The sequence below is a fragment of the Idiomarina sp. ST10R2A5 genome (assembly GCF_051842325.1).
Taxonomy (GTDB): Bacteria; Pseudomonadota; Gammaproteobacteria; order Enterobacterales; family Alteromonadaceae; genus Idiomarina; species Idiomarina abyssalis.
In genome coordinates, this window is record NZ_JBNIEX010000001.1 from 508,520 (window position 1) to 523,423 (window position 14,904).

Sequence of the window (14,904 nt, forward strand, 5' to 3'; positions counted from 1 at the left end):
AATTCAGTGAAAACTGCGCCTATGGTACAACAGGCATCAAGGGTTGTGCCAATCAGCGAGCTTTTCTGCTCTGCAGCTCAGTAAATCTTTGAAGAACCTTTGCAATATCTGCCTTAACAAATGGTTTGGTGACATAATCATTCATTCCGGCACGCAACGCCTGAGTCCGGGTCTCAGGGTAAGCATCGGCAGTTAAAGCAATAACATAGGGCTGATGGATGTCCATTTCGCGCAGCACCCGAGTTGCTTCCATACCGTCCATATGCGGCATATGAAGGTCCATAAACAATACATCGTAGTTTCTTGCCTGCATCATCTTCAGCGCATTCTGTGCGTCGCTTACCAGCTCAACATTCTGATTCAGAGACAACAGCATCTCCTTTATTATCAGCTGATTTATTTTATTATCATCGACAACCAAAACTTGCACTTTGGGTAAAGGTGGCATCTTCTCAGTCTTTGGTTCATTCGCTCCTGCGATCTGAACCGTCATGGGCAGACAAAGGGTGAAACAAGAACCGTGATCAGGTTTGCTATCAACCTGAATGGTACCGCTCAATAATTGTACAATATTGCGAACAATAGCCAGTCCAAGTCCACTTCCACCTTCCGGCCGGTTAAAGCCATCCTGCTCTTGCTCAAACAATTGCCATATCCGCTGGGTATCATGGATCCCCTTCCCTGTATCCTGGACTTTTACAACCAGTTCCCCTTCGTTTTTCTTGTTTTCGTAGCCTTGCCAGCTTGCGCTGACAGAAATGGAGCCATTTGTAGTGAACTTTAATGCGTTACTGACCAGGTTACTGACAACCTGCGCCACCCGAGCCTGATCCATTAACACGCTTTCCGGAATGTCTTCGCTAACATCCACAATAAAGTCTAACTCTTTGTCCTTTATCGGTTGCTCAAACAAACGAATAACATGGTGTAATACCCTGACTGGAGAGTGCACTCCTAAAGTCACCTTCAGTTGCCCTTCTTCTGCCCGGGTTAAATCAAGTACGTCGTTCAGTGTGGTCAACAAGTAGTCACCACTGTTCTTAATAGTAGCAAGCAACTGCTGCTGGTGAGAGTTGAGGTTCGTCGATTCTAACACTGAAGCTATACCCAGTATGCCATGCAGTGGAGTTCTAATTTCATGAGACATATTGGCTAAGAATACATTTTTCGCATGTGCAGCCCTGCGGGCATCGAGTTCCGCTTTTTTCTGTTCAGTCACGTCGGTAACGGTACCCGTGTAACGAATCGCCCGGCCTTCACTATCGCGCTCTATAATCTTTCCCCGATCCAGAACATAAACCCAATGCCCTTCTCTATGTCTTATCCGATGCGTACTCTCGTAAAAGGGGGTAATACCGTCCAGGTGGTCTTTAATGGCTTGCCAAACGCCATCGTAATCTTCCGGATGCAAACGACTTGACCAGCTTTCTACATTTGCCTCCAGTTCATTCACCTCCCAACCAAACATATTGGCCCAGCGTTTATTAAAAATTGTGACTCCCGTTTGCGGATTCCATTCCCAGGTGCCCAGCCGCGTTGCATCTAAAATGAGTTGTAACCGGTTACGTTCCATTTCCAAGGCTATTTGCAATTGTTTACGCTCAGTGATGTCGATTAAATAACCATACAGATGGTTAGTGCCATCTTCATGCTGCATTACCACTGTGGTATCGGATACCCAGACATCCTGCCCGTTAACATGCTTTACCCGATAATCCTGATGCGTTATTGAGCCACCGGACTCTTTCCCTAAAAGAACTTCCACCTCATCCATAACGCGTGGAAGATCATCCTGATGAATCAGATCACGATATTCTATTTCTCGTCTTTCTAATCTTTCCTTCTTATAGCCCAGCAGACTTTCAATGTTGTCAGACACAAAAAGAACCGGCCAGCCAGGAGAGTCCTCCCATACAAATAGGCTTAAGCGGCTGCCCACGTTCAGCAGGGCCGCTAAATTTTCATTAGTTACAGGTGTTGTCATCAACTTAGACTCTCTTTAGAGGCTTTACTTCGACCAGTTTGCCGCACTAGCAACTTGGTGTACACTGGCAAAAACAATAACATAAAAACAACGATACCCGGATGACCCAGGCAAACGTCAATGAATGGCAAACAGCGCTACTAAAGCAGGTTGATCAACTCATAGAGTTGGCTAAGACTCGTTTACCTGCCAGACAACAGCCCACCATCCGCGGCCCCGAATACTGGCAGCGTTTTGCTAAACATCACTACGTAAGAGCGGCTGATTTATTGAAGGCCGGAAACGGTTTTGAAGCTGCGAAGCATTTCCGTAGAGCGGCGCTTTTTGGTCACAGCAAAGCGATGTTATATTTAGGACAAATGTTTTTGCAAGGTAAAGACTTACCTGAAAGTGTCTTTCACGCCTGCTGCTGGCTAACACTGGCGGATAGAGCAGGAGAGGTTGAGGCGGAGCAAATTATTGATAATTTGCTCCATAAACTGACCGCTAGAGAATTAAACAGCGCCCGTCAATTGGCTGCCGAGCGCTTTGAGCAAATCTGTGAGGCCAGCTTCGACGTCCATGGTCTGTAGCTTAAGGATGCCACAGCTTAGTTTTTTCACGAAGCTTGCCACTGGCTACCCAGTCCTGAAGCTGATCCGCCATGCGTTTGCCCGTATCAACCGCTTTTTCCCAGTAATCGATACGAGTCTCTGCATCCAGACTCGCAAAATCTGTTCTGTCTGGAATTTTTCCATAAGGTAAAGACTGAATGAAGTCTTCCGATGGTGTAACAAATACTACGTTAGGCCATTTTTTCCCGGTAGTCCGCCGCCAACTCAGACGTTTATCGAACCAACCAGGAATTGCTTCGCGGTGGAAGTGAGGATAAAGCACCAGACCATTAACTTCTGACAAATCTAAATCGAAATGGTAGTCAGTGATCCCGCCGTCACGGTATGTTCCTGTTGGCGCTCCCGGAATGTCGGTAACACCGTCCAACACCAGAGGAATTGAACCTGTCGCTAACAGAGCCGACTGAAAGTTTTCATGGGTCAGCTCAACGTGGTGTGTCGGCAAGTCGCGCCAACCTCGCGAAAAGCTAAGATCCGATTGCGGGTGATGAAAAATAACTCGCTCGTAAAACCGCCCTAACCACCGACGATTTAAGCCATTAGCAAAAGCAGAGCTTAACAAACCCAGCATTTGTTTCTTTGTTTCAGCGGCCGTCCAACCCCGGCAGCGAGCAACAATAAAATGGTGCCGCACCGCCGACTGACCTAAAATTTCAGTTACCGCCTGCTCCGGGACATACTTGGCCAATAACGCTTTTGCTTCGCTGGTTATCTCGTCCCTGTCAGGTTTCGCGCTGTAAGTCTGAGTTCTGTATAAACGACAGAATAAGTCACTGGCTGCAACCGGGTCCTGCTGCCCAAGCGCCGCAAAACGCCAGGCTCCGGCTGAAGTGCCCAGGGTGTTCAGTGGTTCTTTTTTGTCTTTAAAAAACTCACCAAACATCCACCGGTCCAGCCCCTGAAGCACAAACCACTTAGGTCCGCCGGAAGCGCCTAATAATAAGCCGACATCGTCAGCGGCAAGCCCCTGCTCCTGTATATGCTGATAAGCCGAGGCTCCAGCCTTTATGTCAATCCAATCTGTCATACCACCTTCCCAGGCTTATAGTTGTCGTTTTCTTTCTGCGAGGAACCCCAGCAAGAATAATATTCCAATAGTGCTAACCGCCAGCAAATGAAGCGGAATAAGACTTAACCATCCGGCTAAAACCGGTGTGAACCAAACGGTTAACCAACCATACCCAAAAGCACAAACAAGAATAAAGGCCATTGTACGGAACACAAAGTGCCAGTGGCCCACTTGCCTTTTCACCATACGGTTAACTTCGGCACCATAGATGACCAGTAATGTGGCAATAATCATCATGGCTAACTCGTAAAAATGCGGGCGAATCATTAAGCCCAGATTATTTAGCACATTCTGCATGCTAATACCCCTCTCAAAATCGTCGCCCGAGTATACGAATTTTCTCGAGCGTTCGCATCCCAAGTTTGCCTTTTGCTGTGTTATCCTACGACAATAAAGAGGCTTATTTATAGGACGTTCAATGAAAATCATCTCATTTAATATCAATGGTATACGCGCACGTCTGCACCAGCTGCAAGCGTTAATCGATAAACATCAACCTGATGTCATCGGCCTTCAGGAAACTAAAGTCCACGATGACCAGTTTCCGTTAAAAGACGTAGAGGCAATGGGTTATCACGTCATTTTCCATGGGCAGAAAGGCCACTACGGAGTAGCAATGCTCAGTAAAAAGCCTCTGGAAAACCCTCAGTTTGGCTTTCCTTCTGACGACGAAGACGCCCAGCGCCGAATGATTATGGGTGACTATCAACTTAACGACGGTAGTTATGTGCGCATTTTAAACGGTTATTTTCCTCAGGGAGAAAGTCGCGATCACCCAACCAAATTTCCGGCAAAAGAGAAATTCTATCAGGACTTAATGAGCTATCTGGATAACGACCTTTCTCCGGAACAACCTGTCATTGTTATGGGTGATGTGAACATTTCCCGCATTGACCTGGACATTGGTATTGGTGAGAACAATAAAAAGCGTTGGTTGAAAACCGGCAAGTGCAGCTTCCTACCAGAAGAGCGTGAGTGGATGCAAAAGCTCATGGACTGGGGCTTTACAGACACCTACCGCAAACTAAACCCAGATGTGGATAACCAGTTTAGCTGGTTTGATTATCGCTCTCGTGGCTTTGACGATAACCGCGGACTGCGGATTGATCTTATTCTCGCCACACAAACATTGGCAACAAAGTGCGAGGACAGCGGCATAGACTACGAACTCAGGGGTATCGAGAAGCCTTCCGATCACGCGCCTGTCTGGTCAACCTTTACAGTCTGATTAACACATTGCCGCCGGTTGATATTAATGTTCTTCCGGCGGTAATGTTTCCAGCGCTTTGCGCAAAATAATTGCGAGATCCATATACTCCGGCCCTTTTTTACCTTGTGGATGGCACTCAACGCCTTGTTTTCTTAGCTTGTCTCTTAATTCTTTATACCAATGACGCAACGAAGGCTTTAGTAGTTGTCTCGAACGCCACCCCAGCCAGTATAATCCCTGCAACGGCAGGCTTAGCATAATTAAAGACAGCATAAATCCCGGAGCCAGTTGTTCTTCTGGCATAAATTGCCAGGTTAATGCTGCATTTAAAACAGCAATGGCCGGAGTCCAGCTAATGGCCTTGCGTGTCACCGGTATAATTCTCGATTCAGCCATAGCGGCAACAACTGAATGATGAGGCCATTTATCGGCATACACCTTTCCATCTCTTAAAACAGCAAAAAATGAACGACTCATGATGACCTCTTTGCCAAACCTGATGTAATTATAAACGATTACCTGTCTATTGTACGATATTCGCACTTTCGATATTATCTTTATTTTTCATGTACTTGCAGCCTTACAACCGCGTAGTGCACAAAGATATCCACAGTTAATGTGGATACAGTTGCAGCCAGCCTTTAGCTTTGCCACTATACTACCTGAATTAGTCAGTAGCATGGTGTCAGCAGTGACAACAAGTAAGCTTCCCATTCTCTATGCGCCGATAACCGGACGCATTATCACAGCGCAACCTTCTCCACCAGTATGCCAGCATGGTTTGCTCGGTAAAGGCGTTGTCATAGAAATGACCGGCAGTACCTTGTATGCGCCGGCTGATGGCGAACTAACCCAGATAAGCAGTAGTGGCGATTACTTGTCTTTACGTCTGAATGACACCTACTCTCTACAGTTAATCACAGGTTCAGGCGATGCCTTCGGAACCCACCCGGCTTTGACCGTACTTTGCCGTGAACAAAGCCAGGTTAAATGCGGCGATCCTCTGGTTAAGATTAACCAATCGTTGCTGCGCAGTTTAAAGCCCGTGCAACAACGGCTTGCGGTTCTCATTTGTTCGCTCGGTCCTGAACAGATAACTGAACCCTTTGACTGGCTGCAATCCGGACTCGTTACCGCAAAAGACAGTCCACTTATTACTTATTAACACCGACAGGAGCTGTACCTATGTTGCGCGTTTATGGCATAAAAAACTGCGACACCGTTAAAAAATCACTTAAATGGTTAGATAAAAACAAAGTCGATTACGAATTTATTGACGTTCGGCAGCAGCCATTACAAAAAGAAACGGTAAACGCCTGGTTACAGCAACTGCCCGCAGAATCTCTGCTGAACAAACGCAGCACCAGCTGGCGCAACCTGTCTGATGAGCAAAAGGCTCTCGAAAACGCAGATGCTATAGCTGAATTAATTGCCGAACAACCAACGCTGTTTAAACGACCTCTGGTTCAGTCCGGCCAGGCAGTTCATTGCGGCTTTAATGAAAAACTCTGGAGCGAACGCTACTTATGAGTTCAGAGACACTAAAACTTGCTCATGAGCTCATTTCCCGCCCCTCGATTACACCAGAAGATGAAGGCTGCCAGCAGCTTATCGGTGAAAGGCTCGCAGCGTTGGGATTTGAGCTCGAATCCATGATCTTTGAGGACACAACCAATTTATGGGCGCGTCGTGGTCAGGGCCGTAAACTGTTTTGTTTCGCCGGACACACCGATGTGGTTCCTCCTGGTGATGTTAACGACTGGCAATTTCCGCCGTTCCAGCCAACGGTTCATAATGGCTACCTCTACGGGCGGGGTGCAGCCGACATGAAAGGCAGTTTAGCTGCAATGATCACGGCTACCGAACGCTTCGTAAAGGATTACCCTGAGGTTGATGCTGATATTGGTTTTTTGATCACCAGTGATGAAGAAGGCCCTTTTATTAACGGAACCAAACGAGTTATAGAAACACTGCAACAACGCAAAGAAAACATCGACTGGTGCATTGTTGGTGAGCCCTCAAGTACCGAAACTCTAGGAGACATTGTTAAAAATGGTCGCAGAGGCAGTTTAACCGGCGACTTAACGGTATTAGGCATACAAGGACACGTTGCTTACCCTCATTTGGCGAAAAATCCGGTGCACGATCTTGCCCCCGCGCTCAGTGACTTAATTCAGGAAGAATGGGACAAAGGCAACGACAGCTTTCCGCCAACAACCTTTCAGGTATCGAACATTCAGGCCGGAACCGGTGCAGGAAATGTGATACCTGGACGTATTGAGACACAGTTCAACTTCCGCTTCTCAACTGAACTGACCGCGGACAAAATTAAGCAGCGGGTTGAGGCAATTCTCAATAAGCATTCATTAAAATACAAACTGCAATGGAAGCTTAACGGACCACCGTTTTTAACCGATTCCGGCGCGCTTGTAGAGGCCGTTCAGTCTGCCATTGAGCATGAGTGTGGCTTTTCGACAACCCTCTCCACCGCTGGTGGTACTTCCGACGGACGTTTCATTGCGCCGACCGGAGCTCAGGTAATAGAACTTGGCCCCGTCAATGCCACCATTCATAAAGTGAACGAATGCGTTAAAGCCAGTGATTTAGATAAGCTCAGCGAAGTGTATTATCGCTGTATGGAGAAGCTACTATGTTGAGTAGCAACCAGCTTACGGGCGCCTCTGAAACACATCTAACTGCGGTAGACGGGCATAAACTTCACCCGGATGCCGCACAAGCTTATCTTGCTATGCAGAAAGCAGCGGCCACTAATGGAATTGAGCTCGCTATTGCCAGCGGGTTCCGTTCACTGGACAGGCAGCTCTCTATCTGGAATAGAAAATGGCGAGGCAAGTTGCCACTATTGTCGAAAGACGGTGAGCCATTAGATGTTGCTGCCTTAACCGATAGCGAAAAAATGCACGCTATTTTGCACTGGTCTGCATTACCTGGCAGTAGCCGACATCACTGGGGAAGTGACTTCGATATCTATGACCCTCGCCCATTTCAAAGCAATGAGCTTAAATTACGTTTAGTACCGGCAGAATATACGGATGCGGAAGGCCCCTGTCATACACTTTGGCAATGGCTGACTCAACATGCTCACGAAAGCGGCTTCTTTTTTCCTTACGCCCGTTACCAGGGAGGCGTTGCACAAGAACCATGGCACTTAAGCTATCGTCCGGTGTCGAAGGAGTGTTATCAACAACTAAGCCTTGAATTACTGGCCGAAACCATCAGTTCGCTTGCTATTGAGGGAAAGCTCATAATACTGGAAAATCTTGAGCAAATTAAAAAGCAGTATGTAGACACAATAACGGAGGATGACGGATGGACGAATATTTGGTGTGGTTACTGATACTGCTAGTACTGGGTGTCGTTATCAGCAATATTATGGTCTTAAAATATACAGCGAAGTTTAAATGGCCTGGTACGAAATCGTCTAAAACCGAAGGCGACTCCGACCAGGTACCCGATAAAAAAGACTAACCCAGCTTCACGCCCAGACGTTTAGCAACTTCCCGGTACGCTTCAACAACGCCGCCTAAGCCCTGACGAAAACGATCTTTGTCGAGCTTTTCACGGGTTTCAGCGTCCCACAAGCGACAACCGTCTGGAGTGAACTCATCACCCAGCATGATTTGCCCGTCAAACACTCCAAATTCAAGTTTGTAATCAACCAGCAGCAAACCTGCATCGGCAAACAAAGCTTTAAGTACGTCGTTCACTTTAAACGTCAGTTCTTTCATCTTTTCAATTTGCTCTGCCGTTGCCCAACCGAAGGCCTGAATGTGATATTCATTAACCATAGGGTCGTGTAACGCATCGTTTTTCAAAAAGAATTCAAATGTTGGTGGATTAAGCTCTTTACCCTCTTCAACACCTAAACGGCGAACCAGAGAGCCAGCAGCGACGTTACGAACAACACATTCAACCGGAATCATATCCAGTTTTTTCACCAACGAATCGGTATCGTTTAAGCATTCGTCCAACTGTGTCGGAATACCGGCTTCTTCTAATTTAGCCATAATAAAGTGGTTAAATTTGTTATTTACCATTCCTTTATCATCAAGCTGTTCGACCTTTTCACCGTCGAACGCTGAAGTGTCATTACGAAACTCCAGAATAAGACGGTTAGGATCGTCGGTATGATAGACCGTCTTTGCTTTACCCCGATACAGTTCACTGCGTTTTTCCATGAATCTTTCCACTCGCGCTTAAGTTAAAGTTTGCTTTGCTGTTTAACAGCTGCTTTAAAGGCTTCAAATACTTTGTTCATCCATTCATCCGAGACAAGTTTATCGTCTTTATAAACCGTAACCGATGTATTCTCGCCGTCATCCAATAACCAGAATTCGTACTCACCTTCAGCTATACCAAGGTTTTCATAGTCATCGCCGCCGATAAACAGGAAGCCACTACCCGGTTCACTATACTCAACAAAGTAAGTGCCTGATTCACGGTTTAAGTCGTCAACTTCGAACCCAATTTCTTCCAGAGCGAGGTTAACCAGTGGCCATGCTTGATCGAAGTTATCTTCAACCACAAATATAGAGTGACCTTCAGCCGCTTGTGATAAACGAGTATCAATTCCTTCTGCTTTATTACGGGCAACAGCCAATTGCTGCTTACGGTTCACTTCAGAAATAATAGCGTTTAATAAATCGGTTTCCAGGTTTCGAACAATGAGTGGAGCAACCACTTTCTCTTCACCACCAACGACTTGGGTGAAGTCATTAACATTTACCCGCAAACTTGTCGTACGCTTGTGAGGCTCTGTTTCCTGAAGCAACTCGTAACGAAATGTCCTTTCTAACTCACTGTCGCTTTCACCACCAAAACCAAGAAAGCCGCCTTCTCCATCAATTGTTTGCTGAATGGTCATTTGCTCAGTTAACCAACGGTTCTCGTTAACTTCTTGCCATTCAAGGTTACGGCGCTTCAGAACATCTCGCGCTGACTGACGAACAAATTCAGCAACTGAATCACCCATGCCATCGACAACGTCAAAATACACCCGAGTTTCTGTTTCAGTTTCTAACACGCGACTTCCTAAACCCAGAGGACGAACTTGCTGAGGGGCAGTAATGTTAACCCGGTGGCCAATAGGAGCTTGTGCAATATCGGTTTCAGGAATTCGATACTTACTTCCTTTTTCCGGCTGTTCCAGGTCCCCCGGAATATTCAGTGCTGAAGTCGGCTGAATATTCACATACTCAAACCCGCCACTTGCACGTTCTTTTTCTACCGAAGAACAACCTGTGATAACTGCGGCAGCTAAGCCCATATACGCAAGGCGAGACAATTTCATTAAGACTCCTGAATATTCAATAGATTTGCTTTTTGCAACACTGACTCAATCAATTGTTGATTCTGTTCTTCCGGAGGAGTCAGAGGCAGTCGATAGTTTGCACTTACCCAGCCCATTAACGCTAAAGACCATTTAACAGGTATTGGGTTGGATTCAACAAATAACATATTATGCAAAGGTTCCAGCTCAGCATCGATTTGATTAGCCCGCTCGGTATCACCTGAAACTGCAGCCGTAACCAGTTCTTTCATTTTGGCAGGGACAATATTGGCAGTAACACTAATAACGCCATGACCACCCGCAAACATAAATTCGCGTGCTGTCGGATCATCACCGCTTAATAATATAAAATCATCGCCACAGCGCTTCTTCAGCTCTTGTACACGACTTACGTCACCAGTTGCTTCTTTTATACCAATAACATTATCAATTTTTGCTAACTGTTCGACCATGTCAGGTGTCATATCAAGACTTGTACGGCCCGGAACATTATATAGGATTTGGGGTTTATCAGAGGCATCGGCGCAAGCCTTATAATGTGCAATAAGACCGGTTAAAGAAGGTTTATTGTAGTACGGCGTGACATTTAAAAATCCACTCACACCTGCCTGAGTCATTTTTTCAGTTAATTGCACCGCTTCGCTGGTCGAGTTTGAACCGTTACCAGCAATAATATCAATACGTCCTGCGCTAAGTTCGACCATCGCATTAACGACATCAATATGCTCTTCATGCGTTAAGGTTGTTGACTCCCCTGTCGTGCCAACCGCTACAATAGCGTCCGTACCCGCTTCGCAATGTTTATTCACCAGAAACTCAAGTTCGCTGTAATCGACATTGCCATATTTTGTAAAAGGGGTAACTAAAGCGACAATACTGCCCTTAAGCATACATTCTCCAAGTCCTAAATTGGGGCTCCAATGGTAATGCCAGCCCTAACGAAACACAAGTGATAGGAACATAAGTTACCAAGAAGGTTCCATAAACTTCTGCGACTTAAGCATTTTCCAAGTTTGCTTGTGTCCGTTATCATGTAGCGTACTGTTAACGAAGTTCCAGGAGAAAGCTATGCAAACACTAAAAGCCGGAGATAAAGCACCGGATTTCACCTTACTTGATGCGAATGAAAACTCCGTCACTTTATCTGAGTTATTAAAAGAGCATCGTGTACTGGTTTATTTTTACCCTAAAGCCATGACCCCCGGTTGTACCGTTCAGGCACAAAACCTACGCGACAGTCGTAAGCAGCTTGAAGAATTTAATGTTGTATCTGTTGGCATTAGTCCTGATGCGCCTAAGCGTTTAGCGAAATTTACCGAACGTGATGAGTTAAACTTTACTTTGTTAAGCGATGAAGACCATAAAGTTGCTGAAGATTTTGGAGTTTGGGGACTCAAGAAGTTTATGGGTAAAGAATACGATGGTATCCACCGTATTAGCTTTTTAGTTGAACAAGACGGAACCGTGTCTCAGGTGTTTAATAAGTTTAAAACAAAGGAGCACCATGACGTAGTGCTGGATCACCTAAAACAAGCTTAATACTCCGGAAACACCGCATTATTGCGGTGTTTCCTCCACCACATTATCCCCAGCATTACTATCCCAGGCTGTTAAGACGGCTTTAACCAAACTCGCCAACGGAATAGCAAAGAAAACGCCCCAGAAGCCCCAAATACCACCGAAAATTAATACCGCGGCAATAATATAAACCGGATTCAGACTTATAGCTTCAGAGAATAATAGCGGCACTAAAAGGTTGCCATCCAAGGCCTGAATAATTAAATAAGCGACAGTAACCCAGACAAACGCAGCTGTCGGGCCAAACTGGAACAAAGCCACAAGCACAACCGGTATCGTTGCAACAGCGGCCCCAATATAAGGAATTAAAACGGATAATCCCACCATAATGGAAAGCAACGCCGAATAACGCAAACCAAATAGACTGAAGGTAATAAAGGTTACTACGGCAACCACCACCACTTCTATGGCTTTACCACGAATGTAGTTCATAATTTGCAGGTTCATTTCCTGCCCCACCTGCGAAATTAACTGTCTGTTTGAAGGCAACAACCGACTAAAGTGAGCAATTAAAATATCCCGATCTTTTAGCATAAAGAAAATGAGTAACGGCACGATAATTAAATAAACCAACATCGCCATGACGTTGACAATGGAAGTTAACGAGACCGTTAGCAGATTCTCGCCCAGACCAACCGCCCGTCGCTTCATTTCTTGAGTGAATTCATTAATTTGGTGGTCATCAACTATACCGGGAAACATCTCGGGCAACTTATGTAGCCAAATTTGTAGGTTGGTCACCATATCCGGCATTTCCTGAATTAAGGTCGTGCTCTGCTGCCAAATAACTGGCACCAGCGTCAGTAAGCTAATGAGCATTACTGCCAGGAACAGGGAAAATGTAATAATCGTCGCTGTAAGTCGGGAGAAACCTAACTGCATGAGTCGCATCACAGGCCAATCTAGCAGGTACGCTAAAGAAATAGCGATTAATAAAGGCACTATTAAACTGCCAAAAAGCACAATGACAAGTACAGTAACTACCAGTAATAGAAACAAAGTCACCGCATTAGGGTCTGAAAATTTCCGTCTATACCACTGCTGAATATATTCCCACATAGTCATCGTCCCTTATTCTTAAGTTCTATTGATAATATCAGCCCTTGCAATCTTTCCATAACCCCATAGAGTAAAAAGGAACTAAAGATAAGAATTCTGTTCTGATAGTTAGATAGAACCTGTTCCATTGAACCAATGAGTCGTTGATGTCCACCAAAATATTACACTTTTTTATCGCTTGCTTATTCACTTTTTCAATAAGCTATAGCGCTGCAAGTAATGCCGTTCAGGATAATAAGCGTTTACCGGAGATAGGCACTACTGGTGCAGCCTTCATGAGTATTGAGCGTGAACGTGTGGTTGGCGACTTCTATATGCGACAAGTGCGCTCACAAGCCCCTATCATTCACGATCCGGTGTTAGATAGCTATTTAAATAGTATAGGGCAGCGCCTGGTAAGAAATACCAGTGGTGTCCGATATCCATTTAACTTTTTCTGGATTAACAATAAAGAAATTAATGCCTTCGCTTTTATGGGCGGATACGTTGGTGTGCACACAGGGTTAATTAACGAAGCCAGAACCGAGTCAGAACTGGCCGCAGTGCTGGGGCACGAGGTTGCCCACATAACTCAACGCCATATTGTGCGACGCATGCAGGAGCAACAACGCAGCATGCCAATGACCATAGCTGGCATTATTGGGTCAATTTTAGTCGGCATGGCGAATCCAGAAGCCGGAGCGGCGGGACTCTATACCACTATAGGTATGGCCGGACAGTCTCAAATTAATTACACCAGAATGTATGAACAAGAGGCTGACCGCATTGGCCTTTCAGTTTTGTTAGCCGCCGGGTTTGACCCAAGAGGTGCTCCTGATTTCTTTGGGCGTCTAGCGGAGAAATACCGGTACGTTAGCAAACCGCCTGAAATGCTAATGACGCATCCCCTTCCGGAGTCTCGTATTGCAGATACCCGAAGCCGGGCAGAAAACATGCAACGTGTCGATGTCCCGCCAAGTCTCGATTTTGCTCTGGCAAAGGCCAGAATTCAGGCTCGATATATTGGCAACAGCACCCAAAGCGACTTTCAATCTATGCGCTCTAGCCGTAACGCGATAAACCAGCAAGCCGGACAGTACGCTCTTGCGATACGTGCTTTAGATAACGGTCATACCGATGTTGCCCTTGAGCTGATGCAGCCTTTGCTGGAGCGAGCACCCAACAACCCCTTTTATATCGATGTTCAAACCGATATTTTGCTTGCAAAAGATGACTATGAAACGGTATTGGACTGGTTGCGCGGCAAGTATGTTCAACAACCCAATGAACCCGTTATTACATTAAATTTTGCCAATGCTGCCCTGAAGGCGCAGGACACCTCTCTGGCAGAAAAGCTGCTACGAGACTTTCTGTTACAACAACCCAATGATCCACTCGCGCTTGACCTTCTTACCCAAGTTTATGAGCGTAATGGAAAACGTGCTGCTATGTATGAAACTCGCGCTGAGGCACTCGCGCTAAGAGGTAACTTTAAACTGGCTATCGACCAGTTGCATACGGCTCATAATCATACAGACAGTGACCTTACTCACAAACGACTTAACGCACGGATTGACCAAATTCGTAACTTAGAGCAGCAAGTACAAAACTTAATGTGAATTAATGGCACTTTCCAGTGATTCAAGATCTTGCTCGCCCATAAGGGGGCCTTTTACCGTGCCATCAGGCTTTATCACGTAGGTTGCCGGTAACATTTGTGGGCGTTGAAATGGAAACGCAGGTGCAGGGTCCATCAGCGCCAGTTGGAATTCAATGCCATGGCGCTTTTTAAGCTCAGCGAGTTCGCTATTCGACATCGGGTCAAAACTTACTCCAACTAGTTCAACATTTTCGGGTTTATGGCTGTTAAATTCATTAAGTTCCGGAAGTTCTCGCAAACACGGCGCGCACCATTCAGCAAAATAGTTAACAACAACAGTTTTGCCATCAAGCCGAGACCAACTGAATTCTTTGTTTTGGTCGGTAATAACATCTGACTTTGGTGAGCATGCCGTTATCAATACCACCGTGGCAGCATAGACTAGTGTTCTCAGTTTCATTCCTTACCTCAATTACGTTACTATTAACGGATATTCAGAT

At 45.7% G+C, this 14,904-nt stretch carries 18 protein-coding genes; 9 read left to right on the plus strand and 9 right to left on the minus strand.

What is annotated here, in order from left to right; translation table 11 throughout:
- Window positions 1-52 precede the first annotated feature (52 nt).
- Window positions 53-1,984, minus strand: coding sequence for a PAS domain-containing protein (locus ACP7FG_RS02495; RefSeq protein WP_439225418.1), 1,932 nt, complete (start codon window positions 1,982-1,984; stop codon window positions 53-55).
- 101 nt (window positions 1,985-2,085) lie between these two features.
- Here ACP7FG_RS02495 and ACP7FG_RS02500 point away from each other — a divergent pair, with 101 nt between their 5' ends.
- Window positions 2,086-2,556 carry a hypothetical protein gene (locus ACP7FG_RS02500; RefSeq protein WP_439225419.1) on the plus strand — a complete coding sequence of 157 codons (471 nt, stop codon included), beginning with the start codon at window positions 2,086-2,088 and terminating at the stop codon, window positions 2,554-2,556.
- A 1-nt stretch (window position 2,557) separates the two neighbouring features.
- Here the strand turns inward: ACP7FG_RS02500 and ACP7FG_RS02505 are convergent, their stop codons facing one another.
- Window positions 2,558-3,625, minus strand: coding sequence for an alpha/beta hydrolase (locus tag ACP7FG_RS02505; RefSeq protein ID WP_439225420.1), 1,068 nt, complete (start codon window positions 3,623-3,625; stop codon window positions 2,558-2,560).
- Between the two features lie 15 nt (window positions 3,626-3,640).
- Window positions 3,641-3,964: a DUF3392 domain-containing protein gene (locus ACP7FG_RS02510; protein WP_054487476.1), complete on the minus strand. Its 324-nt coding sequence runs from the start codon at window positions 3,962-3,964 to the stop codon at window positions 3,641-3,643.
- Between the two features lie 121 nt (window positions 3,965-4,085).
- On the opposite strand from ACP7FG_RS02510, the gene xthA reads away from it, so the two are divergent.
- On the plus strand, window positions 4,086-4,895 hold the full coding sequence (xthA, locus tag ACP7FG_RS02515) for an exodeoxyribonuclease III (RefSeq protein WP_054487475.1): 810 nt from the start codon (window positions 4,086-4,088) through the stop codon (window positions 4,893-4,895).
- Between the two features lie 24 nt (window positions 4,896-4,919).
- On the opposite strand, the gene yfbV is transcribed toward xthA, so the two are convergent.
- The gene (gene yfbV, locus ACP7FG_RS02520) at window positions 4,920-5,354 is read right to left on the minus strand and encodes a terminus macrodomain insulation protein YfbV (protein WP_054487473.1); all 435 of its coding nucleotides are present in this window, start codon (window positions 5,352-5,354) and stop codon (window positions 4,920-4,922) included.
- A 214-nt stretch (window positions 5,355-5,568) separates the two neighbouring features.
- Here yfbV and ACP7FG_RS02525 point away from each other — a divergent pair, with 214 nt between their 5' ends.
- The 5 genes from ACP7FG_RS02525 to ACP7FG_RS02545 are packed head-to-tail and all read left to right on the plus strand — an operon-like array spanning window position 5,569 to window position 8,366.
- A complete protein-coding gene (locus ACP7FG_RS02525; RefSeq protein ID WP_234972451.1) occupies window positions 5,569-6,042 on the plus strand; it encodes a PTS glucose transporter subunit IIA in 474 nt (157 codons plus the stop codon).
- A gap of 20 nt (window positions 6,043-6,062) precedes the next feature.
- Window positions 6,063-6,407 (plus strand): arsenate reductase, encoded by a 345-nt coding sequence (locus ACP7FG_RS02530; RefSeq protein ID WP_439225421.1) that lies wholly within the window; start codon window positions 6,063-6,065, stop codon window positions 6,405-6,407.
- Window positions 6,404-7,534: a succinyl-diaminopimelate desuccinylase gene (gene dapE, locus ACP7FG_RS02535; RefSeq protein WP_439225422.1), complete on the plus strand. Its 1,131-nt coding sequence runs from the start codon at window positions 6,404-6,406 to the stop codon at window positions 7,532-7,534. Before ACP7FG_RS02530 ends, dapE begins: the two co-directional genes overlap by 4 nt.
- Window positions 7,528-8,235 carry a M15 family metallopeptidase gene (locus ACP7FG_RS02540; protein WP_439225423.1) on the plus strand — a complete coding sequence of 236 codons (708 nt, stop codon included), beginning with the start codon at window positions 7,528-7,530 and terminating at the stop codon, window positions 8,233-8,235. Before dapE ends, ACP7FG_RS02540 begins: the two co-directional genes overlap by 7 nt.
- The gene (locus ACP7FG_RS02545; RefSeq protein ID WP_439225424.1) at window positions 8,208-8,366 is read left to right on the plus strand and encodes a DUF2897 family protein; all 159 of its coding nucleotides are present in this window, start codon (window positions 8,208-8,210) and stop codon (window positions 8,364-8,366) included. Before ACP7FG_RS02540 ends, ACP7FG_RS02545 begins: the two co-directional genes overlap by 28 nt.
- On the opposite strand, the gene purC is transcribed toward ACP7FG_RS02545, so the two are convergent.
- The 3 genes from purC to dapA are packed head-to-tail and all read right to left on the minus strand — an operon-like array spanning window position 8,363 to window position 11,078.
- The gene (purC, locus tag ACP7FG_RS02550) at window positions 8,363-9,076 is read right to left on the minus strand and encodes a phosphoribosylaminoimidazolesuccinocarboxamide synthase (protein ID WP_439225425.1); all 714 of its coding nucleotides are present in this window, start codon (window positions 9,074-9,076) and stop codon (window positions 8,363-8,365) included. The genes ACP7FG_RS02545 and purC overlap by 4 nt on opposite strands.
- 23 nt (window positions 9,077-9,099) lie before the next feature.
- Window positions 9,100-10,188: an outer membrane protein assembly factor BamC gene (gene bamC, locus ACP7FG_RS02555; protein ID WP_439225426.1), complete on the minus strand. Its 1,089-nt coding sequence runs from the start codon at window positions 10,186-10,188 to the stop codon at window positions 9,100-9,102.
- Window positions 10,188-11,078 carry a 4-hydroxy-tetrahydrodipicolinate synthase gene (gene dapA, locus ACP7FG_RS02560; protein ID WP_199494646.1) on the minus strand — a complete coding sequence of 297 codons (891 nt, stop codon included), beginning with the start codon at window positions 11,076-11,078 and terminating at the stop codon, window positions 10,188-10,190. The genes bamC and dapA overlap by 1 nt, the downstream gene beginning before the upstream one ends.
- Before the next feature lie 178 nt (window positions 11,079-11,256).
- Here dapA and bcp point away from each other — a divergent pair, with 178 nt between their 5' ends.
- The gene (bcp, locus tag ACP7FG_RS02565) at window positions 11,257-11,727 is read left to right on the plus strand and encodes a thioredoxin-dependent thiol peroxidase (protein WP_054487457.1); all 471 of its coding nucleotides are present in this window, start codon (window positions 11,257-11,259) and stop codon (window positions 11,725-11,727) included.
- Between the two features lie 18 nt (window positions 11,728-11,745).
- Here bcp and ACP7FG_RS02570 read toward each other — a convergent pair whose 3' ends face one another.
- Complete coding sequence (locus ACP7FG_RS02570; RefSeq protein WP_439225427.1) at window positions 11,746-12,825, minus strand: AI-2E family transporter; 1,080 nt, start codon at window positions 12,823-12,825, stop codon at window positions 11,746-11,748.
- A gap of 146 nt (window positions 12,826-12,971) precedes the next feature.
- Here ACP7FG_RS02570 and ACP7FG_RS02575 point away from each other — a divergent pair, with 146 nt between their 5' ends.
- A complete protein-coding gene (locus ACP7FG_RS02575) occupies window positions 12,972-14,423 on the plus strand; it encodes a beta-barrel assembly-enhancing protease (RefSeq protein ID WP_439225428.1) in 1,452 nt (483 codons plus the stop codon).
- On the opposite strand, the gene ACP7FG_RS02580 is transcribed toward ACP7FG_RS02575, so the two are convergent.
- Entirely contained in the window at window positions 14,415-14,864 is a 450-nt protein-coding gene (locus ACP7FG_RS02580; RefSeq protein WP_439225429.1) for a TlpA disulfide reductase family protein, read from the minus strand. The two genes, ACP7FG_RS02575 and ACP7FG_RS02580, sit on opposite strands and share 9 nt — an antisense overlap.
- Window positions 14,865-14,904: the final 40 nt, after the last annotated feature.